The sequence below is a fragment of the Stieleria magnilauensis genome, from assembly GCA_007753675.1.
Taxonomy (GTDB): Bacteria; Planctomycetota; Planctomycetia; order Pirellulales; family Pirellulaceae; genus Stieleria; species Stieleria magnilauensis.
In genome coordinates, this window is record CP036432.1 from 9,012,473 (window position 1) to 9,037,092 (window position 24,620).

At 59.8% G+C, this 24,620-nt stretch carries 19 protein-coding genes; 5 read left to right on the top strand and 14 right to left on the bottom strand.

The window, feature by feature from the left end; genetic code table 11:
- Window positions 1-70: 70 nt before the first annotated feature.
- Complete coding sequence (locus TBK1r_RS32430; RefSeq protein ID WP_419581609.1) at window positions 71-727, bottom strand: Maf family protein; 657 nt, start codon at window positions 725-727, stop codon at window positions 71-73.
- Window positions 728-760: 33 nt separating this feature from the next.
- Window positions 761-1,462, bottom strand: a complete 702-nt coding sequence (locus TBK1r_RS32435; RefSeq protein WP_145219637.1) for a DUF3467 domain-containing protein — start codon at window positions 1,460-1,462, stop codon at window positions 761-763.
- Window positions 1,463-1,920: 458 nt separating this feature from the next.
- Here TBK1r_RS32435 and TBK1r_RS32440 point away from each other — a divergent pair, with 458 nt between their 5' ends.
- The 3 genes from TBK1r_RS32440 to TBK1r_RS32450 are packed head-to-tail and all read left to right on the top strand — an operon-like array spanning window position 1,921 to window position 4,973.
- Window positions 1,921-2,304: a GntR family transcriptional regulator gene (locus TBK1r_RS32440; RefSeq protein ID WP_145219639.1), complete on the top strand. Its 384-nt coding sequence runs from the start codon at window positions 1,921-1,923 to the stop codon at window positions 2,302-2,304.
- Between the two features lie 4 nt (window positions 2,305-2,308).
- Window positions 2,309-3,262: an ABC transporter ATP-binding protein gene (locus tag TBK1r_RS32445; protein ID WP_145219641.1), complete on the top strand. Its 954-nt coding sequence runs from the start codon at window positions 2,309-2,311 to the stop codon at window positions 3,260-3,262.
- Entirely contained in the window at window positions 3,255-4,973 is a 1,719-nt protein-coding gene (locus TBK1r_RS32450) for a hypothetical protein (protein WP_145219643.1), read from the top strand. Before TBK1r_RS32445 ends, TBK1r_RS32450 begins: the two co-directional genes overlap by 8 nt.
- A 405-nt stretch (window positions 4,974-5,378) precedes the next feature.
- Here TBK1r_RS32450 and TBK1r_RS32455 read toward each other — a convergent pair whose 3' ends face one another.
- Both TBK1r_RS32455 and TBK1r_RS32460 read right to left on the bottom strand, forming a co-directional pair.
- Complete coding sequence (locus TBK1r_RS32455) at window positions 5,379-7,775, bottom strand: WD40 repeat domain-containing serine/threonine protein kinase (RefSeq protein WP_145219645.1); 2,397 nt, start codon at window positions 7,773-7,775, stop codon at window positions 5,379-5,381.
- Window positions 7,772-8,380, bottom strand: a complete 609-nt coding sequence (locus TBK1r_RS32460; RefSeq protein WP_145219647.1) for an RNA polymerase sigma factor — start codon at window positions 8,378-8,380, stop codon at window positions 7,772-7,774. Before TBK1r_RS32460 ends, TBK1r_RS32455 begins: the two co-directional genes overlap by 4 nt.
- Window positions 8,381-8,737: 357 nt before the next feature.
- On the opposite strand from TBK1r_RS32460, the gene TBK1r_RS32465 reads away from it, so the two are divergent.
- A complete protein-coding gene (locus tag TBK1r_RS32465) occupies window positions 8,738-10,942 on the top strand; it encodes an efflux RND transporter periplasmic adaptor subunit (RefSeq protein WP_145219649.1) in 2,205 nt (734 codons plus the stop codon).
- A gap of 10 nt (window positions 10,943-10,952) precedes the next feature.
- A complete protein-coding gene (locus TBK1r_RS32470) occupies window positions 10,953-13,199 on the top strand; it encodes an HlyD family efflux transporter periplasmic adaptor subunit (protein WP_419580613.1) in 2,247 nt (748 codons plus the stop codon).
- Between the two features lie 322 nt (window positions 13,200-13,521).
- On the opposite strand, the gene TBK1r_RS32475 is transcribed toward TBK1r_RS32470, so the two are convergent.
- The 10 genes from TBK1r_RS32475 to TBK1r_RS39285 form a co-directional block, all read right to left on the bottom strand.
- Window positions 13,522-13,797, bottom strand: a complete 276-nt coding sequence (locus tag TBK1r_RS32475) for a nucleotidyltransferase (protein ID WP_145219653.1) — start codon at window positions 13,795-13,797, stop codon at window positions 13,522-13,524.
- Window positions 13,798-13,956: 159 nt separating this feature from the next.
- On the bottom strand, window positions 13,957-15,261 hold the full coding sequence (locus tag TBK1r_RS32480; RefSeq protein ID WP_145219655.1) for an alpha/beta hydrolase family protein: 1,305 nt from the start codon (window positions 15,259-15,261) through the stop codon (window positions 13,957-13,959).
- 211 nt (window positions 15,262-15,472) lie between these two features.
- A complete protein-coding gene (gene glpQ / locus TBK1r_RS32485) occupies window positions 15,473-16,426 on the bottom strand; it encodes a glycerophosphodiester phosphodiesterase (protein WP_145219657.1) in 954 nt (317 codons plus the stop codon).
- Window positions 16,423-17,196, bottom strand: coding sequence for a PIG-L deacetylase family protein (locus TBK1r_RS32490; RefSeq protein WP_145219660.1), 774 nt, complete (start codon window positions 17,194-17,196; stop codon window positions 16,423-16,425). The genes glpQ and TBK1r_RS32490 overlap by 4 nt, the downstream gene beginning before the upstream one ends.
- 105 nt (window positions 17,197-17,301) lie before the next feature.
- The gene (locus tag TBK1r_RS32495; RefSeq protein WP_419580614.1) at window positions 17,302-17,679 is read right to left on the bottom strand and encodes a histidine kinase; all 378 of its coding nucleotides are present in this window, start codon (window positions 17,677-17,679) and stop codon (window positions 17,302-17,304) included.
- Window positions 17,676-18,521, bottom strand: coding sequence for a sugar phosphate isomerase/epimerase family protein (locus TBK1r_RS32500; protein WP_145219662.1), 846 nt, complete (start codon window positions 18,519-18,521; stop codon window positions 17,676-17,678). Before TBK1r_RS32500 ends, TBK1r_RS32495 begins: the two co-directional genes overlap by 4 nt.
- A 12-nt stretch (window positions 18,522-18,533) precedes the next feature.
- On the bottom strand, window positions 18,534-19,211 hold the full coding sequence (locus TBK1r_RS32505) for a hypothetical protein (protein WP_145219665.1): 678 nt from the start codon (window positions 19,209-19,211) through the stop codon (window positions 18,534-18,536).
- 166 nt (window positions 19,212-19,377) lie between these two features.
- Window positions 19,378-19,860, bottom strand: a complete 483-nt coding sequence (locus TBK1r_RS32510; RefSeq protein WP_145219667.1) for a hypothetical protein — start codon at window positions 19,858-19,860, stop codon at window positions 19,378-19,380.
- A 552-nt stretch (window positions 19,861-20,412) separates the two neighbouring features.
- Window positions 20,413-24,390 carry an ELWxxDGT repeat protein gene (locus tag TBK1r_RS32515; RefSeq protein WP_419580615.1) on the bottom strand — a complete coding sequence of 1,326 codons (3,978 nt, stop codon included), beginning with the start codon at window positions 24,388-24,390 and terminating at the stop codon, window positions 20,413-20,415.
- Window positions 24,387-24,545, bottom strand: a complete 159-nt coding sequence (locus TBK1r_RS39285; protein ID WP_419580616.1) for a hypothetical protein — start codon at window positions 24,543-24,545, stop codon at window positions 24,387-24,389. Before TBK1r_RS39285 ends, TBK1r_RS32515 begins: the two co-directional genes overlap by 4 nt.
- Window positions 24,546-24,620 lie beyond the last annotated feature (75 nt).

Sequence of the window (24,620 nt, forward strand, 5' to 3'; positions counted from 1 at the left end):
CATCAATTCGGACCGTTCGGCGAGAGTCGATGTGGGCCATCGGCATACCACCGTCAAACTTTACCAAATCTCACTCGTTTGAAGTAGGCGTTTCCGATTGTCTGGCATCTATGGTTTCGGCAACTGAGTGAAAATTTTCCAGTAATTCTTTCAGCCGCTCCATTGGAAGCCCGACAACGTTGCTTTCGCTGCCCCCACCGACGATTTCAATCCAGTCATTTCCGTCCTGAAATCCGAACGCCCCCGCTTTTCCTTCCCACAACAGCGTGTCGAGGTACTCTCGAATCATGGTTTCGGACAGCGATTGCATCTGCAACTCGGTGCGGACGACGTCGACGATGCAGCGAGACTCGCCGGTGGACCACAGGCAGACGCCGGTGTACACGTCATGGCGACGTCCGCTGAGCGTGCGCAGCATCTCCGCGGCGTGCTCCTCGTTGTGCGGTTTACCCAGGATCTGCCCCCCGCACGATGCGACGGTATCGGCGGCCAAAATCATCGCCCGACCGTGTCGCCGCACCACGCTTTCCGCTTTTCGGTACGCATAGCGTGCCACCAGCTCGGGCGCCGTTTCGCGACTGCAGACCCCGCACTCGGCGTCGTCGCTGGCCGGATCGATCGTGAACTCATACCCGGCCGCCCGTAGCAGCTGCGCGCGGCGGGGCGAACCGCTCGCCAACACCAACGGCATGGCGTCGGGGATCGGGGCTCGGCTCAAACCACGCATCAGCGGCAGATCATCTGAAATAGCCATCGCGTCCTAACTGCCGTTTGAATCCGAAGGGCCAGCCGGTGGTAGGTCCGTCGGCGGTGGGCCGGTTGGGGGCGGGCCAGACGGCGGTGGACCCGACGACGGCGGAGCGGGGGGCGGCGGATCGGTCGGCGGCAACCCCAACCGGCGTTGCTCCAGTTGCCGAACGGCCCCCTTGAGCGATTCCAACAGACGCGGCACTTGGCCAGCGGCGACAAAGACGCGGGCACTGACCGCCGATTGCGGAAAGAAGCTCGTCAAGAAATCCAGTCCGAACTCGGTCGCACCGTGCCCGATCATCACGCCGTTGGCGTAGGTCCCACTGAGCACCTCGTCGGGCATCTTTAAATCGTCATAGATTTCTTGTGGACTCGGTCGGCGTGCGTCCGGGTTGGGCGGCTGCGGTTGTGGCGTGTGCGGATCGCCGAACCGCCCCCGATAAAGCTCCAGATTGGTCGTCAATGCCTCGATGAATTGCGGCATCACCGGATGGGGAATCACCACCCGTGCGGCCACCTTGTGTGGTCGTCCGATCGTCTGCAAAAAGTCGACGATGTACTCGCTCGGTCCGGTCATCACGATCGCGCCGGTGCTGAACGTCCCCCCGGCGACGTGATCGGGCACCCGCGCCCGCAGCGGAGGGTTGGGCTGCGGCTGCTGGCCGGGCTGGCCGGACGCGGGTGGATCAGGCGTTTGGTCGTCAGAGGACATGCGTGGGACGCTGGTGCTTTGGTGGGGGAGGATTCAGCCGCGGATTCCGATCGGAATACCGCCACCAGTCTAAATCTCACCGCCACCGTCCGAAACCCGTCACGCAGCGCCGCCATCGTGCCCCTGAGCCCCTGCGATTGGGCAGGGTGGCTCGGTGGAGTGGTAGGAGAATTCTGGAGGTAAGAAAATTAGCGACACGTCGTGGACGGTGCCTTCCAAAATCTTCCTACCTCCAAAATCTTCCTACCTCCAAAATCTTCCTACCTCCAAAATCTTCCTACCTCCAAAATCTTCCTACCTCCAAAATCTTCCTACCTCCAAACAATCCGCGTGTGGCAGAGCCACACCACCAGCGCGTTCCAAAGCGGAGCCTTGGAGCCGAGTGAGCGGAGGAGAACGAAGACGCTTGACACCGCCAGCCCCCTGTTGTATCACTGCATTAATACAAAGGTGCAAGCATGCTGATCCAAATCCAATCCGGCAGCCAGCCGATCTACCAGCAGATCGTTGAACAGATTCGCTTTCGAATCCTGTCGGCGCAGCTCAAGGCCGGTGACGAGCTGCCGACGATCCGTGGGCTTGCCGAAACGCTGAAGGTCAACCCGAACACGATCGCCCGGGCCTACCGCGAGCTGGAACACGAAGGGCTGGTCGAAAAGCGTCGCACAACCGGGACCTTCGTCGCGGAAACGTCGGGAACCCTCAGCCGCACCCGCCGCCGACAGATTCTCACGCCCGAGATCGACAAGCTTGTGGTGCTTGCCGGCCACCTGGGCGCGGACCCGGCCGAGCTGGATGAATTGATCGCATCACGTCAGCAAGCCCTTCAACGAAAGGAATAAAGCCATGACTTCCACCGACGATTTTGCCGTGCGGGTCCAGTCACTCTCGCGTTCCTTTCGCGGAACGCACGCGCTGATCGATGTCAGCTTGCAGATCCCGCGCGGGTCCGTCTTCGGACTCGTCGGTCTCAACGGGGCAGGGAAGACGACGTTGATCCAGCACCTGATCGGCTCGATGAAGGCGTTGCACGGCACGGTCAACGTGCTCGGCCAGGATCCGACAATCCGGCCGGAAAAACTACTCGCCCGCATCGGCTACATGACCGAAGAAGACTCGCTGCCGAAGTGGATGCGAATCCGGGACCTGATCAGCTTCTGCCGGACCGTCTATCCGACCTGGTCGGACAGCTATGCGACGCAACTGTGCGACATGTTCGGTTTGTCGACGACCGCAAAACTCAAGTCGCTGTCCAAGGGCGGACGAGCCCGCGTGGCGCTGTTGGCGGCGATCGCGCACCGACCGGAATTGCTGATCTTGGACGAACCGAGCAGCGGATTGGATCCGATCGCGCGGGCCGACATTTTGGAAGCGATCATCCGCACCGTGGCCGACGAAGGCCGCACGGTGTTGTTTTCCAGCCATCTGCTTGAAGAGATCGATCGGGTTTGCGATCACATCGCGCTGCTGCACGACGGCGTGTTGCTGGAATCCATTCCCGCAGCGACCCTGCCGGAGCGTTACACCGAGTGTTTTTATCGCACCGAAACAGCTTCGTCACGTCCGCCCGAGATCCCGGGCTCGTTCGGCGGCGCCGGTGACACATCCGAATGGTCTGTGTTGATCGATGTCGAAAACGCGTCATCCCGCCCGACGGTTCCGTCCATTGAATCAGACGGCGCGCGGTGGGAACTTGTGAATCAACAACCGGCCACGGTTCACCGCTGGTTTGCCGGTCGCGTTCAACGCAAGCCGGCGACAACATCCTCGACCTCGGCGGAGGGCATGCAGCATGTCTGAGATCGTTGCACTGGCCAGGTTATTGATCACGCGTTCCAGGACGGCACTGACCCTCGCCATCGCCTACATGTTGGTGATTCACATCAGTGCCGCCCTGTTTAGCGTCGGCGTGTTCAGCGACGGCGATGTCGGTGGCCAACTGGCACTCAAACGCACCGCGACCATGATCGTCGTCATGTTCTCGCTGCCCCTGCTCGGCATCACGTTCGCGTTGTTCGACTTCAGCGAACGAGCGGACGTCAGCGGCGGCGCGACGGGTTACCTGCCGTGGTTGCTACGGATGCCGGTGAAAACATGGAAACTGGCCGCCGTTCCGCTGGGGCTGAAGACGCTCTGGACCCTCGCCATTTGTGGCGCCATTGCGATGACGGCGCGGTTCTTCGGAACCCCGTTGGAACGCTGGTTCATGCCCGCGATCGGGATCGCCACTCTGTTCGTCTTGGCTTGCGTGATCACCTGGCATCCGTTTCGCTGGTCCTACACGCGTGCCTTTCTGATCGGCATCCTGTTTGTACCGGCCTACGCGTGGTTGATCGTCTCGGTTTCGTTCGCGTTCGCCGACAAACGCTCCGATCTCCCCTCCGACACGACTTCGATCGCGGCCGCGTGGATCGTCGGCCTCTCGGCCTACACGGCGCTGACGCTACTCGCCCTACGCGCCGTCCGACTGGCCCGCTTCCACGTCGCGGGGCGAATCAGTGAATCGGCCGGATGGCTGGCGACCGCGGATCCATTGCCGTCAGTGGGCGCCGATGCCACATCGGAGGCATCGTTCCTGCGGCCGGCGCGGGTTTCACCGATCGCCGCGCTGGTCAGGTTCGAAGCGAGCAAGTTCGCCGGCACGGGCGCGAAAATCATCGTCGCCGGTTGGTTGCTCATCGTGCTCTTCTTTTCCCTATTCAGTTACGCGGGGACCGACTCGTTGGTGTTCCTGGTGGTAGCGTTGCTGTTCCCCGGCATCTTCATGAACGAATGGAAGAACTATGGTTTGCAGCAGCGTTTTTTGCCGAACACACTCGCCGTCGCCCCGATCGCAACGACCACCCTCGTCTGGACCCAGCAGCTGATCGCGACGGCGATTTGGTTTGCGTCCCTGTTGGGTGTTCCGATCGTGTTTGCGATCTGGTCGTTCAACGGTGCAAGTGCACCGTTGATCCGAGCGTGGCAGCGGGCGATCGGACCGCAGTTCGAAACTCCCGATGCGGATTGGAAACTCACCCTGGTCGCAGCGGTCATCGGCGTCTTGCTGGTGCTGCGTCAGACGACCTGGAATATCGCGGCGCAATCGACCGAATCGAAACGTTTCGTGTACTGGACGATCGCAGCGAAGTTTGCCGTCGCCTTTTTTGCCTTCAGCTGGTTCCTGTATCAATTTCTGCGGTTCCCTGATTGGGAAGCCTGGACGCTGTGGGCATGGCAATGCATCGCCCAGTTGCCGACGCTGCTGCCTTGGTTGGCCATCGTCAAAGGCATCCTCGTCGTCACCGCGACAACGATGCTCTACCGATCCGGTTTGACTAGGCGTCGAACGGTCGTCGGACTGTTGGTCGGCTATCTCGTTTGCACGTTCGCGACCGCGGCAGTCGTCTGGCAATGGATGCCCAGTGATCGAGTCCTCTTGTGGCACTGCCTGACGGCCGCAGCGGTGTTGATGCCCTACAGCCGAATCGTGCTGGCCCCGCTCTGCCTGGCCCACAGTCGCCACGCTTAGCAGCGTCGGGCATGCTGTGCATACCAAATAGGCGTAGGGCATGCTGTGCATGCCAATAGGCGTAGGGCATGCTATGCATGCCAATGGCGTAGGGCATGCTGTGCATGCCAATCGGCCGTCAGGCACAGCCTGACCTACACGGAACGTTTCGCTTTACACGGCCAGTCCATCTGTTTTCCCATCCGATTCGAAGAGACCTGGTACGATCTGGTAGGGTGACGCAATGCGAGAAACCGAAGTGGATGACGATCACCGACACGATCCGTGTTGGCATCGGTGGGTCCGCGGCCGCTGAAACCCTCCCCTCGCTGCGATCGACCCTCACTGCCAGGGAGGGCTTCTCACGGTTAGCCTGACAGGAGTTTGCTTTCGAAACGTTCCCCTCAACGTTCTGCGTCGCAACCGCTACTCCTTCAGCCCGCTCAGGTCCCAGACGCGGATGGTTCCGTCGCGGCCACTGGTGGCGATCTGGTGTGTGACCGGCTCCAGGGAAACGTTATGGACGGAGGATTCGTGTCCGGACAGCGTGGTCACCAGTTCGCCGCTGGCCAAGTCCCAAATGCGGCACTTTCCGTCTTGGCTGGCGACGACGGCATGCGTTCCATCGCCGCAAAAGGCGACGCTCCAATTGTCACCGCTGCTGCCGACCAACTGACGGTCTTCCAACCCCGTCGCCGTGTCCCAAATGTGAATGGTCTTTCCCCAACCGACGGTTGCCAATTGCGTTCCCGTCGGTGCAAATTTGACGTGGTAGATCGGACCTTCGTGACCGAGCAGCGTCTGCCGCGTCTCCAGTGTTTCGGCATCCCAAATCCGCACGATCTTGTCACTGCCGACCGATGCGATCAACCGTCCGTCGGGTGACCAATCGACACTATAGATCGATCCCGGCTGTGTCACGCTGGCCAGCGGACGCCCCGAATCGATGTCCCAGGTGTGGATCACGCCATCGTGATCACCGGCGACGATCCGTCGGCCGTCGGGTGAAAATGCGATCTTGCGGACCGCGCTGTGGGCGTCCCATTCCTGCAACAATTCCAACGACTCCGAATCCCAGATCTTGACCATGCCGTCGTTCCCGCTGGTCGCGACGATGTCCTTGGTCGGGTGATACTGAATCATCCAGACGATGCCACGATGGGCGTCGAAACTTCGCAACACCTTTTGCTGTTTGACGTCCCACAATCGCACGCTGCCGTCTTCGATCGCGGCGACCACCTTTTCACCACTCGGATCAAAGTCCACCGCCCAGACCGTTCCCGGGTTGCCCGCCAAAACGGTCGACGGAAAAACCGGACCGGCATCGACTTGAGCGACCGCGGCCGGTTCACCACGCGTCGCCAGAAAGATCACGGCGGCAGACAAGCTGGCGATCCCGATCAATCCCGCGGCCCAAGCGGCGCGAAGTGTGTTGCGGGAAACGAGCCGATGCGAACCGCTGCGGCGCAGTTTCTTCGACGTGTTCGCAACCGCCGGGACCTGCAGCGGTGAAATCGGGCCATAACTGGTCACGATTTCGGCCAAGGTCTCGGCGACAAAGGCTGCCGACTCGGGCCGCCGCGCGGGGTTCTTGTCCATCAGTGCCATCGTCAGTTCGGACAATGGCAAGGGAATCTTGGAATCCAACTTCACCGGCGGCGTCGGCGTCTCGTCCATGATGCGTTTCATCACACCGACGATCGACGGGGCTTCAAACGGCGACACGCCGGTCAACATTTCGTAGAGCACCGCACCGAGCGAGAACAGATCACTCTTTTCGTCCGCGGTCGCGCCGGTGGCTTGCTCGGGTGACATGTACAGCGGCGTTCCGGTGACCATCCCGGTTTTGGTCAGGCGGACATCATCGGTCGCGCGGGCCAAACCGAAATCCGTCAACTTGACGCGTTCGGTTCCCGATTCGATCAAGATATTCGCCGGCTTGATGTCACGATGCACCATGTCGCGTCCGTGCGCGGCCGACAGCCCCGCGGCGATCTGCATCGCGATCCGAGCAGCCTCACTCGGCGGCATCGGTTTCTCCTCTTGCAGTCGTTTTTCCAGCGTCACACCTTCGATGTACTGCATCACCAGGAACGCGACTTCGCCTTGATCCTCGCGCGCCACTTGATGCATCGCCACCACGTGTTCATGGGAAATCGCCGCCGCGGCGCGGCCTTCGCGACAAAAACGTTGACGAGCCACGTCGTTCTTGGCGTACTCGGGATTGAGCACCTTGATCGCGACGTTGCGTTGCAAGTGGGTGTCAAAGGCTTCCAACACGATCCCCATGCCGCCCCGACCGATCACTCGTGAAACTTCAAAGTGGTGCAGACGCCCGATGTAGGCGGGGTCGTCGGACTTTTTCAGAAACGGCAGCGCGACGGGGGTGGCCGCTTCGATCGTCGGCGTCAAATCCGGATCCGATGCCGCCGGGGACTGATCCGATGGGCCGGCTGAGCTCGATGGGCCGCTCGTGTTCGATTCGCCGCCCTCGCTAGCGGGCAGGTGCGTGACGCTGGCGTCCACGTTCGGCGTGTCCTGACCGTGAACGCTGCCCGACACCGCGGCGACGGCTTTCCAATAGGCAGAATCGCTCGGCGGCAGCGCCCCGACCGCTTGCCCGACGAGATCCTCGATCGGCACGTCCTTGGAGCCGGCACCTTCCAGGATCGCAGTGCCTGAAATCGCGACCGATTCGAGGACACTTTGGCAACGCGTGCAGCCCCCGATGTGCTCGGTTGCACCACTTGCTTCCGCCTCCGGCAACGAACCACCGACCAACGCTTTCAATTGCGTCTTGGTCGGGCACGCTGAAACAGTCATTGCGTTTCCTCTTCTTGTTCCAGTCGCTGGATCTCGGCACGGAGCCGCGCGGTCACGCGACTTTTGGCGACGTAGATCGCGCCGGTGCTCATTGACAATTCCTTCGCCGCCTCGGCAGCCGAACGGCCTTCGACCGCCGTGATCCGAAAGGCAGACCAAGTTTTGGGATCCGAATTTTCTTCGACGGTTTTCATTGCGATCGCAGCAAGTGAACGAAGGTGTTCCAATTCCCACTGCTCGCTGAGTTCATTTCGGTCGTCAGCAGCTTGGGATAACAATTCCAATTGAGCCGTATCATTTCCCGACGGTCCGGCTTTTTTTCGCTTTTCAAAATAGGTGTACAGCCGGTTCCGGGTGATCGTGAACAACCACGAGCGAAAGCCGCCTTTTTCCTTGTCGTACTCCAACCGCCCGATCGCCGAACCGACCCGCCGAAAGACGTCTTGCACGATGTCTGCCGCGTCGGCGTCTTGCAGCCCCCGGCTGCGGACGAATCGGTAGAGCATCGGGCCATAGTCACGCAAAAAATCGCTCCATGCCTCGTGATCGTTGGCGTCGCGAAGCCTCAAAAGGAGCGTCGCTCGCGTCACAGGAGATTCGCTCACCCTGTCTGTCTCAATTTTGAAGTTCGGTCCACTCGGCCACCGGCAGTGACGGCGCAAAAAACCAAGCGTGCGATTGTGCAAGACAGTATAGCGACCGAACCGACGCTCACAGTCGGCACGTTCCTCCGCAAGAACTACCTGGCCGAGATCGCTGTCTTACAACCGCCGGTTTGGAATTCGCGTCTTTTGGGATTCTTCGCCTCCCTCCCGACCCGAACATCCCACCCCACCGCCCCCCCCGTTTAGAATCCGTTGCGGAAGCCCCCGCGGGAATTCGCGTCCTGCCGGGTAATCCGATTAGTTTCACCACATCGCCCCACTCCTGTTTCTCAATCAGCGATCCTCGCAACCACGCCCGTGCCGAGTTCTACGAAATCATCTGACGACGCCGCGGAGCCGAACGCCCCCCACGACGAATGGCAACCGGCGCACCCGACGCCGTCCGACGCCGTCGGTGATCGAGGGCTGGAACTGCATGATTCAGCGGATCCGATTTCGACGACCGTTCTGGCCATCGCCGCTCAGTCATCCAGTCCGACTGAATTCCTGGAACAGATCGCCGACCGCTGGCTGACAGCGTTTCGGGCGGACGTTGTCGCGGTCACGCACCCCAACTGGCCCGCGGCGATGATGCTGGCGTCCGACGCGGAGCTGACTCGGCGGCTGGACGCCGATCGCATCGGCAACCTGCTGGCTGCTTCCACCTCGGCCGCGACCGCTTGCGATCTGCCGCTGCAGCCCGCGTCTGACTCGCCGCTTTCCGAATCTCTCTCTCGGGCGCTCGAATCGTCCGGACCTGATTCGGGAAATCAAGCTCGCGGGTTGCACGTTCGTTTGATGGACGGACGCAACCCCTGCGCCGTGTTGCTGATTTACGCCGATCGCCGTGTCCCCGACGTCGCCGCTCAAATTCGTCAGTTACGGCGGTTGGCCGAATTCGCCGACTGCTGCCGGATCGCACTTCACAGCTACCGCGACGATCACGCCAAGCAACCGCTGCCGATGCCCGGCGACGCCGCCGGTGGCGAGCGTGCGTTGCGTCATTTCCACCGCGATTTGGATGTCACCGGAACCGCCTTTCGGATCGCCAACGAAACCCGACGAGTGCTGGCGCTCGATCGCGTCACGGTCCTGATCGCCAAGGGGAGCCGGCTGCGCGTCGAATCGGTCAGCGGCGTTGCCGTTGTGGATCGACGGGCCAACGCGATCACCGCCGCGGAGACGCTTGCGCAGCGGGCGCTGGTCCTGGGGCGGCCGATCAAGCTGCCTTCGCCAGACCCACTGCCGCCACAACTGGCCGATCCGCTTGATCACTATCTGGAAGAAACAGACGTCGCGTCGGTATGGGTCATGCCGCTGTATCAGCCCCGCTCGTCCAAGACAGCACACGACCATCGAAATCGATCATCCGCCACCGACCTTGCCGAAACTTCACGCGCCGAGTTCACCGACGACCTCTCCAGTGACGCCGAACCGATCGGCGTGCTGTTGCTGGAATCGTTTTCCGAAGACGCCGAAGTCGAACCCACTGCCGCGATGCGTGAAATCGCTGCCGAAGCCGCGATCGCGTTGGCGAACTCTCGCGAGCACCATCGCATCTTCGGCTTACGCGTCCTGAAAACCCTCGGCGACTGGTTCGGTGGACGTCGTCTGCCGTACACCACGCTCGGCTTGATAGCGACGGTCCTGTTGCTGATCGCGGCAACGGTGATCCAAGTCGATCACAAGATCATTGCGACGGGATTCGCCGAACCGTCGGGACAGCAAAACGTCTTCGCACGTACCGATGGCGTCGTCAAAGAAATCTTGGTCCGCGACGGCCAACCGGTTGCAAAGGGTGACGTGTTGATGCGTCTGGAAAACGCCGACTTGGAATCCACCGCCGAATCTCTGTCGGGGGAACTCCAAACGACCGCGCAACGCCTGACATCGATCCGATCGATGCTGTTGGATCCGGCCACGGATTCAAAACAGTCGGGTCGGATGGGGATCGAACAACGCCAACTGCAAAGCGAGCTGAACAATCTGCAGAGCCAGCTGGATCTTGTTCGCAGCCAACTTGCCGAACTGCAGATCACCGCTCCGATCGATGGCGTGGTGTCGGCGTGGCAACTCAAACGCAAACTGTCCGACCGGCCGGTCGCCCGCGGCAATCATCTGCTGAGCATCGTTCGTACCGATGGCCCGTGGCAGCTGCGGCTCGAAATCCCTGACAAAGACGCCGCCGAAATCCTTCGCGCGTCGACCGCCCACGATGCACTAAAAGTCGAATTCGCCGCCGCGTCCCATCCCGAATCAACCTTCGTCGCCACACTCCAGTCCGTCTCCACCGCGGCTAGACGAAACGCACAGGGCGCGACCGTCATCGACGCCATCGCGACGGTCGATCGCCCCGTCGACGCCGATCGTCGATTTGGGATGCAAACGTTTGCCTCCGCCGATGCGCACAACGGTGTCGAAGCGACGGCCAAGATCCTCTGTGGGCGACGCTCGCTGCTGGGCAGCTGGTTCGGGGACGTCACCGATTTCGTCCATCGCAACCTTCTCTTTTACGTGCGATGACACCGATACGATGACGCTGACGCCGCTTCGTCACCACCGATCGCAAAGCTCCGCGAAATCACCGATCGGTTTGCGCAAACGCCCGGATCTGGTGTTCGTCAAAACCGAGCACAAACATGATTCCGCGGTCGTCGTCAAAGATCCGATTGCGATGAAGTATCACCGCATGCGCGACGACGAATGGTTCGTGCTCCAGCGGCTCCGTCCGGGTGTTTCACTGGAATCTCTTCGTGACCAATACCAGGCACGCTTTCGCCCGGCCAAGGTCACGCTGTCACAATTAAACGATCTGCTGTTTCGACTTCATCGACTCGGGTTGACCGTTTCGGACAGGGCAGGGCAGGGCGATCGATTGCTGGAAAAACGACAGTCTGATCGACGACGACGCATCACCCAACAATTCTCAAGCATTCTGTTCCTACGGTTTCCGGGGGTCGACCCCGAACCGCTGCTAAAACGTCTCTATCCCCTGGTCCGACCGCTGCTGAGCGGCGCGGGCTTGGCGGCGATGTCACTCGTTGCGATCACGGCGATTCTGACGCTGGCTGCCAACTGGGATCGTTTCGCGGCCGAGTTCCCTGCCGTGCAACAGTGGTTCCAACTGCGTTCCGTTTTCACCCTGGCCATCGTCCTCGGTGTCACCAAAGTGCTGCACGAACTCGGGCACGCGTTGGTCTGTAAACGTTTCGGCGGGGAGTGCCATCAGATCGGTCCGATGCTGCTGGTGTTTACCCCCGCGCTCTATTGTGACACGTCGGATTCGTGGATGTTGCCCAACCGGTTCGCGCGTGCGGCAGTCGGGCTGGCCGGCATCGGCACCGAAGTCCTCTTGGCATCGATCGCGACGCTCCTCTGGGCATCCACGGGGCCGACGTTGATTCATTCGCTGGCCATGAATGTGATGGTCGTTTGCAGCGTCAGCACGGTCTTGTTTAACGCCAATCCGCTACTGCGCTACGACGGTTATTATGTGTTGTCCGACCTCTGCGATGTACCCAACCTGGGCCAGAAGTCGCGTGAACTGACGTCGCGATTGGCAGCACGCGTGATGTTTGGCGTCGCGGCCCCAGACGACGAACCGATCAGCCGCGGAGAACGGTTTGGGTTGATCGTTTACGCCGTGATGGCGACCGTGTATCGCTGGGCACTCACGCTACTGATCTTGTGGTTTCTGATGTTGATGCTGCGTCCGTACCGATTGGAATCGATCGGCATCTTGCTGTGCATCGTCGCCGCCGGCGGGTTGCTCGTGTCCAGTTTCCGTGGCCCCTTTTTGTTACTCCGCCACCCTGGCAAAAGGAGACAGATCCGCATGACTCAATTGATCCGTTCCGGCTTAGTGATCGCGACATTGCTGTTCCTGGCCAGCATTCCGTTTCCGTCCGGCGAATCGGCCGACGGTCGCATCGTGCCTCGTGAAGAGACGTCGATCTACATTGCCACCGGCGGTCATCTGGATGACTTGGTCGTCTCGGCCGGCATGTCGGTGGACCAAGGCGATCTGATCGCGACGCTGTCCAACCCCGAAGTCGTTCATCAATTTTCGAAAACCGAAGCGCGGGTGAAGTCCCAACGCGAACTGGTCCAAACGTTGAAATCCAGCCGCCTGAAACTTCCCGACGCCGCCAATGAATTGCCGGTGGCCGAAGCCGTGCTCGTCGAACTGGAACAGCAACTCGAAACACATCGGCGACGGCGTGAGGCACTGAAGATTCGCGCGCCGGCGACGGGACGGTTGATCGCACCGCCGCGACGTCCACTGACCACGGATCCCGCTTCAGGCCAAGCGACAGATTTGACGCTGACCCGATGGAGCGGCGATCCGACGGAGTTCCGCAACCGCGGGTGTTTTGTCGAACCCGGCACCGAATTGTTCACCGTGGTCGGCGCCGACCGCTGGGATGCCGAACTCGTGGTCTCCGCGTCCCAAGTCCAACGCATCAAGGTTTCCAACGCGGTCAAGTTGGTCTTGGAATCAGACCCCGCGCATCCGCTGACCGGGACCGTCGCCGAGATCTCCTCGAAACAGTGGACCGTCGACGACAACCGACAACGACGCGACGACGAACAGGCAACACGGAGAGAGACGCCGGATGAAACATCGTACGTGGTCCGTGTCGAACTCGACCTGACCGATTTCGCCGCCCGAGATGCCGTGGTCACGGGAACCGACGTCTCGGCACGCATCACTGCCGAACCGATTTCGGTTTTGGGTAGAACCGTCAGATTCTTAACCCGGCTGCTGCGGTTTCGCTAAGACTTCAGCGGGAAGCGTGACGGCTTGTTGATTTAATCAGCCGTTTGGCGCGGGCCTACGGGCGCCGGCGAGTATTCGACATGATGAATGCCCGTACGCTTGCGCGAAACGGCTGATCCCACGTGTGATCGGATTAAATCAACAGGCCGGTGAGCGAGCGGCGCCTGCAAAACAGTACGAAGCTGTATCGAACGGAAATAACCGCAAGGTAATGGATGACGTGAAGAAGGTGGTGACTCGTCGGCATCTAGACACACAAGATCATTTGTCATCGAACGACGAGGGGGAGTGACCGTCCGGTCGATGAAACCAGAGCAATGAATCAGCCTGACCGAAGGCGTTCTATTTGTTGTACCAAATCAATGTCGACGGCCGCCTCCAACCGGTTTGCAGCTGCGAGGCAGTACTGCCAATCGAGCTGTTTCGCATGGATTTCGACGATGCCCTCTACATCATCCAGATCTCTTGGGCGCCCAGCCAGGATCTTCAACACAACCAAATCCTCTGGAGTCGCTACAAAAATCTCGCAACCTCCGAAGATCATCGGATCGGCCCGCTCAACGATTTCTTTCTCAAAACCAGAAAGACCGACCGCCAAAATGCCTCCTCCAGGCTACAAAGTAAGATGAGGTCCAGACCTTCCGTTGCTCGAATTCGTCCCCTAATCGAAGCAGCAACGGCTGCTTCCAAGCCGTGGGTGATCTTCGCATCGGTCCCATTTACCGGCGTTCTGATTCGCGGGCGTGAACAATCGAACCTAGTTCGCGAACTGGACGGGAGTGGTCACCATCGCATCTCGCTCGTCGGTCAACGCGATGAACCATGTATTGGCGTTCCCCGGCGGCCGGGGCGCGGTGACTTCATCGCTGGCGATTTCCGCCGAAAGACTTTGCCAATCGCGTTTTGAACGCAGCCCCGTATCGGTCGTGTAGTGCAACTGCGCAGACTTGAGGGGCACCGCACTGGTGTACGACAAACGGACCGTGTCGCCGTCGGTCGCCATCGCACCAGGTGCCGGCAGAGGCGTGCCGCCGCGGCAAAAGGAATCGATGTACAAGCCAATCTCTTGGGGAGCCCAACCGGGCTGGTGCCCGTGTCGCATCTTGACCTCGATGCGCATCTGCTTTCGCCCTGGCACCACATCGTAGCTCTTCTGGTAACTGTCCAGTGGATAGTGAATGTCGTTTGTGCCGTTGACAAACAGTATCGGTACGCGGCAGCGAACGAGCAGACTCGACGGATCGTACGCTTCGATCCACTGCTCGCGTCGATCACCCAATTTGTCGATAGCCGGCTTTTGCACCGATTCACCCTGATACAGAAAACCGCAACCGTAAACGGGGACAGCGGCTTTGAAACGATCATCGACCGAAGCAACCAGACAGGTCGTGTAGCCACCCCAGCTGATCCCCGTCACCGCGGTGCGATCCGCAATCACCTCGGGAAACGATCGTAGCAATGAATGGGCTCGAACGACGCTTGCCACCGCATGAGAGGGCCAGTCGTCGGACACATCGCCGCCAATACTGTCGAACTTTTCCGCGTGTCCGTGGTTCGGCCCTCCGTTCGGGAGACGCGTGCGCGTGCCCGCTTTGCCGGCTTGATTCGGAACCGGGACTCCGCTGTTGTCGTAAAGAGGATCGATCGGCCGACTCCCCGATAAATCCATCGCGATCGCGGCGTACCCGCGTTTGGCCCACAACCAAGCCCACTCGGCGAATGCGGTGCCACCACCACCGTGAATCAATACGACACCCGGAAATCGTTCCTCGGCATTCGCCTCACCGAGCGTCGCGGGGGAGGCATAGAACGCGAACACCTCAGTCGAACGGCCTTCATACGCTTCGCCCGCGTACAGCAACGAACGCACGGGACCGGTTTGTGATAGCCAGCGCATCTCCGGCGTCTTTTTCAACTCGGTCAGATTCCAGACGCCGATCTGTTCTGCATGGTCAGTCGGTCGCTCCTGGGCAACGGAAACACCCAGCCACGTCGCGCAAACAGCAACGCTGAGCAAAAAACAGCGAAGCAGGAACATGATCGAATTTGAGTCTTGACGCATGAGTCGATTCGCCAGATCAGGCGTGAGTAGAAGGATGATGGGAGGGACTCCGATGACAGGAGTTTATCGCAGACACCTTCCGCGAACCACCAACATGCCCCCGTGCAGCAGCAGCGCCGTCAACCGGAGTCAACGTCATGCTGGATGCCCATACGCTTGCGCGGAACGCGATTATCCAATCGTGCGATCGGATTCCTGCGATCGGATTCAATCAACGGCCCACCAAGCATGTCAGCACTTGATCAGGATGGTCGCTGAACAGACCGTCGACCTTGGCTTGTTGGAGCGTGTCGATCAATTGCTGCAGGGTCGCGCATCCCTTGGGCAAATCATCGGCCCGCACGGTCCAGGGGTGCACCGCCAAACCGAACCGGTGCGTCTCGGCCACCAGATCGGTCACCTTTGCCGCGTCGGCTTCGTCCCAACGGACGATCGCGGCCAGGTTGGGGCCGATGCCATCGACGACCTTCGCCAAATCGGCCAGCCCCTCGGACGTCTTCATCCGACTGTAATCGGTTCCGGAGCGGGCGTCGTGTCCATCACCGACCAGCTGGATCAAGCGTCCCTGATAGGACAATTCCTCTCGGATCCGACGGACCTCGAATTCATCGAAGCACTGCAGGAAACAGGGGTCGCGTTTGTCTCGATAACCGAATCGGTCCAAGGATTGGAGCACGATGCTGGTCAAATCACAGCCTTCCTCGCGGTGCCAGGACGGTTGCTTGATCTCGGGATAAATGCCCACCTGGCGGCCGGTCGTTCGGTTCAGGTTTTGGATGAAACGAATCTCTTCGTCCAACGTACAGATCCGGAACCCGCCGGCGCCGCCGGAATAGCGTCCCGGAAAGACAATCCGTGCGTTGCGGTGATCGAACCGCTCCAGAACCTCCAACGTCTTCAGTTCGGCGAGGGTGAAATCGATCGCGTAGTATCGGCCGTTCGGACGACTTCGCCCATGAAAGCGCCGCGCGACGTCGGTCACCGTATCCAAATGAATGTCGTGCAGCACGACGGGATGATGGTCCTTGGTCGCAACCACGTCCTGTTCCAAATAGTCCGCACCCATCGCGTGGGCGATTCCTTTAGCGACCAGCGTGTGTTCGGGCACATAGCCGCTTGCACCTCGGTGCGCGATCACGATCGGCCTGGATACAGGGGCAGTCATGGAGCGTCCGCCTCGACGATGACGTCGGCCAAACTGCTTCGCAACGGATCATCATCGGGCCCGCAGAATCCCCAATGAAGATGTTTCCGCCAGCCCTCGGCATACTCAAATTTGCCGCTCATCTGTCCCGTTTCGGCGTTGATGTCCCGCATCGTCTGCAGATAACTGTCCATCCCCTGACTTTCATCCAACCATTCCTTCTGGCTGGCATGACAGGCGAGCAGCTCGACTTTCTTGTCGATCAAATCGGAATGATCGACGAAAAAATGGGGCATCACGAGTTCGCCGAGTGGAGTCCGATTGCCGACCGGCTGGCAGTGATACACCGTGACCGGTTCATAGAACGGCGGGACCGGCGGGTCGCTGACCAGATTGGGCATGCCATGCGAAAACGCTGCGCTGACGGCCAGACGACAGGCGATCTCGTGGTCCTCCATGTAGTCCGAAGGCGAATGGGTCAGCACAATCGACGGCTTGGCCGTCCGAACGATCGCGGTGACCTTGGCCAGATTCTCGAAACTGTACGTCGCCGCCATGTCGGGATAGATCGGATCGTAAAACGTTGCCCCCATCATCTCGCACGCGTTCTTGGCTTCCGCCAAACGCGTTCGCGCGCACTCCTCGCGGTCCATCGTCGTGCTGCCACGCGAACCGTCACAGAGGTTGACGTAGTGCAAATCCCAGCCGCGCCGCGCGAGCTGTAACATCGTGCCGACCATCAGATACTCGATGTCGTCTGGGTGGGCGGCAATGGCAAGAACCGAAGGCATCAAAATCTCCTTTCATTCATCGCCGGATGCGAGCACCAACTACGCCACGCTTCCGGACAGTCACTCGTTTTCATTGTCGTCAGTCAGCACTGTCTGTCAGGACTGTCAGTCAGCACTGCGAAAGAGCGAGCCGAGGGATCGATCAAATTGCCCGCGCGTCACGACGACGGGAATCCCCGCCTGCTTGGCCTTGTCCAACCGGGCAACTTGAACATGTGGTCCATACGCCAACACCTTCGCGTCGGGACAAATCTGACCACACCGCTCCATCAATCCTTCGACGACACCACTTCGTGTCGCCAGATCGACGATCACGTAGCGGATGTCGCGGCGGTCGGGCAGCGAGGCGGCGAGTTGAAACTCCAGCCCCTCGGCCTCGGCCGCGGCGCGGACCCGCGACGCAAACATCAGATCACCCGATAAAAAAACGACGGCCGGTTCGACGGCTGAATCGCCGGCTGGCTCCGCTGACGCTTGGCTCACTTGCGTTTTTCCATTTCCGATTTCATGAACGCCAGGCCCTCGGTGGCCAGTGTCATCTCGTCCGAAAACATCTTGCGCCAGATCTTCGTGGCCGCCGCGATTTCGGGAAGCGCCAATCCGAACGCTTCGATCACCAGCCAACCGTCGTAGCCGCTCTTGGCGATCGCGTCGAAGTTTTCGTCCCAGTTGACGCCGCCCTTTCCGGGGGTGCTGCGATCGTTTTCGCTGATGTGGATGTGATACAGCTTGTCACCACCGGCCAGCACCGCATCGGTCACACTTTTTTCTTCGATGTTGCTGTGGAAGGTGTCATACATCATGCCACAGGCCGGATGATCGACTTCGCGCACGAACCGCGCCGAATCGGCATGGCAATTGAGCAGGTAACACTCGAACCGGTTCAACGCTTCGACGCCCAACCGCACGCCCACTTGTCCGGCATGTTCGGCGACCTGCCGCATGCTTTCGACGCCCCATTTCCATTCGTCGTCGGTCGGGCCGGCGCCGCTGAACAGGCCGATCGCCGAATGGTAGGGTCCGACGAGCGTTTCGACGCCCGCGGCGGCACACAGATCCAACGTCCGTTTCGTCAAATCAATTCCTTTCTGACGCACGGCGGCGTCGGGAGAAATCGGATTGTCTTCCTCGCCGCGAATCGTCACGCCGGTGCGGCCCAGCCCCAATGAATCCAGCTCCGCACCGATCGCTGCGTAATCCAAATCCAAATTAAAAATCGGCAATTCCACGCCGTCGAAACCGGCTGCCTTGAGTTTTTCACAAACCGGATACATTGCTTCGGTGACTTCGCCGCTCCACAGCAGCAGATTCATGCCGTACTTCATTGATCGTTCATCCTAGGGAATGGGTGGAAAAAGAGTCGATCCGTCGGGCGGAGTCAGGAATCGAACACGCCGGAATTCTACCAACTCGCTGGCTTCTTGGAGCCAGGGCAGAACCGAATCCGGCAATTCGGCCAAACCGACACGGCGCATCACCTGATTGAGCCGCATCAACAACCGGCGGTGATCCACGTAGTCGTACAAAAACCGGGCTTCGGCGTAGCGACGGATCGCGCCGCCCAATCGGTCGGTCGGTTTTCCGGTGATCTGATTGACGCACCGCTGAATCAATTCCGGCGACGTGTCATCAACCAGTTGATAATATCGCTCGATCAGCTCGGGTCGATCGCGGATCCAAAACGCATCCAACAAGATCTCGATCAGAATGTGCCCGACGAACATCGGGCGAAATCCGCGATCACCGGGCAACAAATCTCGCAGTCCCACGGCTAATTGCAAATTGGACTCGACGAACACCGTCGTGTTATGAAACCAGCGATCGTCACGAATGTGATGCAGAATCCCGGTCGCGACGTCCCGCACCGCATCGTCGTCCGAACCGAGCGCCGCCATCGCCATCCGCTCTCGGGCGCGAATCTTGCGGTCCACCACGCTCAGAAAATCCGGCACACCGGTACTGACCGCGACCAGCGGATGATCCAGATAGGGTATCGCGTGGGAGAGAAAATTCATGCGGGACAGGGCAGGGCGGGGCAGAAACCACTCGGGGCAACGACGAGCGGAAAAGGGGGCAGAACGGAAAAGGGGTCAGGCACCAAAAACCAAAAGGCCCAACGGGTGCTTCGCATTTTTGGTACCTGACCCCTTTTCCGCGACACAATTCAAAGTCGACGGAGCACTAGGCAAGATACCGCTCGACCCCCGCCTGCGGATAGCCGTCGTAAAAGCGTCGGATCCAGTGCCGTCCCGACCAGTGCTGCAGATGTCGCTCCCATCCCATGCGTTCCAAGAATCGGTCCGAGATCGAACCGTTGGAGACATGGGCGACGATCGCCGACGCGCCCCGCAACCGTGCGATTTCGTGCAACACGTGGCAGGCACCGACGAACGACCGGTAACCGGCACGGCGGCCACTGCGAACATAGTCCAGCGTCAAAAACGACGGCATCCCCAACGGCTGGTGATAATCCAGCCAACACAGATCATCGTCGGGCCGCCCGTAACGACTCTGCCACCAGACCTGCGCCATCGAAACGCTGCCGCAGATCCAGCGTCGCTCGATCCGCACCAGCTTGCCCGCTTGCATCACGATGCGTCCACACCGCCAGCGGCGGATCAAGTCCGGTCGTTGTTGGGGGTTCGTGATCGAGCGGCAGAACATCGTCGTCGGCGGCGGCGAGAGGGGAAGTGTGGCGTGCTGAACTCTAGCTCGCCGCTACTGCCGTGCCGGCGTTTTATCCAAGCTCGTTCCGTCGCCGGAGCGTCACGCTGTGAAGCATGTATCTGCCCGTATTTGACGAGGTTTTAGCGGCAGGGCGCGAGCCCAATACCGCTCAATCGAGAAGCGAAAATTAAACACCATGGCTCTCCTCTCCCCCGATTCCTGACGAGCCTAAGCGAGTCAGGAATCGGGGGTGAGGGGGATTTATTCTGTGCGCGGTTGCTGGATGACGGCGACGATGCGCTCTCGAAACCCGGTTGGATCTGGCGGTATGCCGTACGCTGAAATGCGAACTGCATCAAATCGACTCAGCAGAAATCAACGGTGTATCGCCCATCGGATGCTCACGACGAAACTCTCCTCCGGCGCAACCACGATCGCGCGCCATCAGCTAAACCGAGTTTCCAAATTCAATCGATCGGCCGCGCTGATCACGAGCAAACCCGTTAGTCTTGTGATTGCATCGTTGCGAAAACACTGAAAGCCTCACGCTCATTGGAAACTCAACGTTTTCAAGAACTGTTGACCAAACCGTCCGTAGTCCTGGCCGTCAACATCACCATCGCCGTCATAATCGAGCGATTCATCAAACGCCGACACACCCATCGTCTGCAAGAACGACAACCCGAACCGTCCGTAGTCTTGGCCATCAACATCGCGGTCGCCATCGGTATCACCATAGTGCCGAAAAAATCGATCCGCCGCGACAGCTCCGTGGTCGTAGTTCCCGGCCATCACGGCTCCGCTGATCGGCGACGTGATCTGGGCGGCGAGCAAGGTCAGTTGATAATTGCCGTCGGCCAATGAGTTTCGTAGCCCCGTCGTTCCACCCGGGTCTCGATCGACCACCGACGGCCCACTGCCGAACGTGATTTCGACAAACGTCTGTCCCGATTCGAAACGACGGTCGACGATCAACGACGTCAGCTGCGTTTGCGTGTCACGATTGATCAGCTGAACCGCCGAGGCCGGTACGTCGACGTTGCCGTCAAACACCACCGTCACTTGATCCACTGTCGAACGCTGCGACTCCTCAACCGGCGCACCGGAATCACCGCCGACCAGTAAGTCGATCACCGACGGTGAGACTTCCTCGAGTACAAACATTTCGCGTCCGAAAGGTCCGTTCTCGGCGACGAAATACAACTTGCCGCCGATCTGGACGATCTCGTCCGGATGGCTGCCAAAGAACTCCGGCGGATACAGATCTTCCACCAACAACGTCAGGGCGTCGCTTCCATCGGTCGCCCACAGCTCGCGGTCGTTGTTGGTGGTACCGGCTGCACTGAACAGCAATCGTTTGCCGGTGTCGTACAGCGGCACCGGCTCGCTGCCGCCGCCGGGTTGAATGTCGGACACCAACGTCGCGTTGCCGGCCACGCCGCTGGTCTTCCACAATTCCTCCCCGACGGTTCCATCATCGGCGGCAAAGTAAACCTCTCCGAGTGCGGAAAAGAAACCGGAGGCGTCGCTCGATCCGCCGCCCGAATTGATGTTGGCGATCTGGCTGGTGCCACCGCCGGTGCCGTCGGAACGGTAGGGTTCGAATCCGTCAGATCCGTTGTTGGCCGAGAAGTAAAGCATCCCGTTGACCTCGGTCAAGCCAACCGGATCCGAGCTGTTGCCTCCGCTGCGAATGTCCGCAACGATCGCGGTGTTCCCCAAGCTATCCCTCCGCCATAACTCTCGCCCGTTGATCCCGTTGTCTGCGGTGAAGAACAACTCGGTCCCCACCACCGTCAACTCCTCGGGTGATGAATCAAACGTGCGATTCAAATCATTCGGATCCACGACGGCATTGATGTCTTGGACCAAACTGACCGACGTCCCATCGGTCCTGAACAACTCCCGGCCGATGTCCTTGCGATCGACGCCGTCGGTCACCGTCTCCGCGGAGGTATCGGCAGAGAAGTAAAGAAAACTATCCAGCGCCGTCAATTCCATCGGATTGCTTCCCACCGAGCCCGGGATCAAGTCCCAGACCCTCTCGGCCGGACCGCTGCCATCGCTTTTCCACAACTCGTTTCCGCTGACCCCGTCATCGGCCACGAAGTAAATCAGCCCGTTGGAAATCACAAACACCGTCCCGTCTTCATCCAGCGGGACGGGCCGCCGATCGGACAACTGTCGCGTCGGACCATTCGGGTCGGTCAGATAAACGCCTCCCTCGGTGCCGAGCGAGTTGTTGTAGAAAACGACTTGCTCGGTCAGGGCGCTGTACACCGTCAGCGTCGAGATCCGGTCGGTGCTTGACGGAGAAATGTCTTCGAACAGTTCAACCGTTCCGGCCACGGTATCCGCTTTCCAAATCGCTTCGCCGTTGAGCCCGTCATCGGCGACGAAATAAATGTCCGTACCGAATGGAACCAGATCTCTGACGTCGGCGTCAGCGGTCGATGGATTCAGATTGACCAGCGTTTCGGTGTTCAACGGATTGCCGTCGGTGATCCACAATTCACGGTCGCGTGCCAAATCGGTTGTCGTAAACAGCAAGTTGCCATTCAGTTCACCGAACAACCTCGGTGCACCATCCAGCGGAGCACCATATAGGTCATTGCCCGGCAACGAGTCGATGACTTGCACCGTGCCTTCTTCGGTTCCATCGGACCACCAAAGTTCCAAACCGTCGACAAGGACGTCATCGGCGGCGAAGAATAACTTGCCGCCGACTTGGGTCAATTGAAACGGATTGGAACTGCCCATCGGAACAATGTCTTTGACGATCTCGGTACCACCGGTCGTCCCATCGGTCTTGTGCAATTCACGACCGGCGTCAACCAATTGTGCCGTGCCGGCACTTAGATCAGCCGACAACGTCGCACCGACGACAAACGCTTCGGTGGACTCGTTGGGGAAACCTGGAAACGTCGAATTGCCGAACGACAATCGAACCGTTGCGGTGGTCACCGTCGCACCGCCGGGGTCGGTCAAATTGACATTGTTGGCGTCTCGACCGAGGTACCAATTGTCCAGCTCGGGGCCCGAGACGGTCGTGGAGTTTGCCGGGGTCGTGCTACCGTTAAGAAACAACTCGAACAACAATCCTTCTTCACTTCCCGACGTCGCCTCCGTCAATCCGTTCCCCGACGCGAATCCGGAAAAACGGAGGTTCGTCAAACCGGCGGAATCCGCAATCGTCCATTCCCATGCGTTGACCGCCAACTCACCATTGTTGTCGATGTCTTCGACGTACAAGTCACCGACTTCGATCGATTGCAGCCCGACGCCCGGGTCGCCGATGCGGGCGCTCGACGAGACCCAACCCAGATTGTCATTGGATCCCCCCTGCGCGGTGCTGTTGAACTGGATTGATGCGTTGAACCCCGACAACGTCCCACCGTAGGCCGTCGTCGTCTCAGCGACGATCCCCGCATAGTTGCCGTTGACCACGCGAGAATTGTCTGCCGTCATCGTCGGCGAACTCACCGAAATCGTCGTTGCGGGCACCGCCCCGTTGGCGACGAAGAACAACGTATCACCGACCACTTCAAACTCAAACGGCGTGGATGAACCGAGTCCACGCGTCGTGTCGGCGACTAACGCGATCGTGGCACCGTCGGATTTGTACACATGACGTCCGCCGGTTCCATCGGTGGCCGCGAAAAACAGCTCTGACCCGAACGAGGTCAGCTCTTCGGGGTACGACGAACCGTTCGGGTTCAAATCAAACACCCGCACCGTTCCGGCCTCGGTTCCATCGCTTCGGTAAAGCTCTACCCCATCGGTAAAGTCTTCGGCGGCAAAGAACAACAGCCCGTTGTGGCTGGTCAAGTACGTGGGATTGGAGCTGACCGTAGGATCATCGTCGGCGGTGCCGGGATCCGTGCCTGGATCAATCCCCAGATCCTTCACCATCACCGTCCCATCGGCGGTCCCGTCACTCGTCCAAAGTTCACGGTTGTAGTAACCGTTGTCGTAACTGGTGAAGAACAGCGTGCCATTGACGTCGGTCAACTCCTGCGGACGATCGATCACCTGTTGGTCGGGATTGATGTCTTTGACCAACGCGGTGCCTCCCGACGTGCCGTCGTATGCCCAAAGCTCATATCCGGTCGCCGGTTGGCCCCCGAACGCCGGTTGGTATGCCGTGAAAAACAGCTTTGATCCCGACGCGGTCAGGTCGGTCAAGTAATACACGCCCACCGCATCGGCATCAAAGACCTTGACCGTCCCCGCTTCGGTTCCGTCGCTTTTCCACAAATCGGTTTCGCCGCCCTCATCCAATGCGGTGAAAAACAATTCGTTTCCGAGCACGGTCAATTCCGCCGGCGATGACGTGTCCGGCCCCGGCAACAGGTCTTTCACCATCGCTGTGCCGTCGACCGTCCCGTCGGTTTTCCAAAGCTCAGTTCCGTGCACGCCGTCATCGGCGACGAAAAACGATTCATCGCCGAACGAAACCATCTCGTCGATTCCCGACGACACGCCGAGCATGTTGATGTCTTGGAACAGGTCAATCGCGAACGTCAACAGACGACGGCTTTCCAGCGATTCGATCGCCGCCCCCAATCGCCGACGACGCGATCGACGAACACGCGATCGTTGCCGTTTTGCATCGCTTGGTCCAGACAATCGTGTCCGCGACGGGAACCGCGAAACTGCCGATTGTCGCGATCGCAATCCATCCATAGGGGCTTCTCAACAGAGGTGTAGCGTGACGAGGATGAAGCAAACCGCAGCCATCAACACCGACGTGCTGC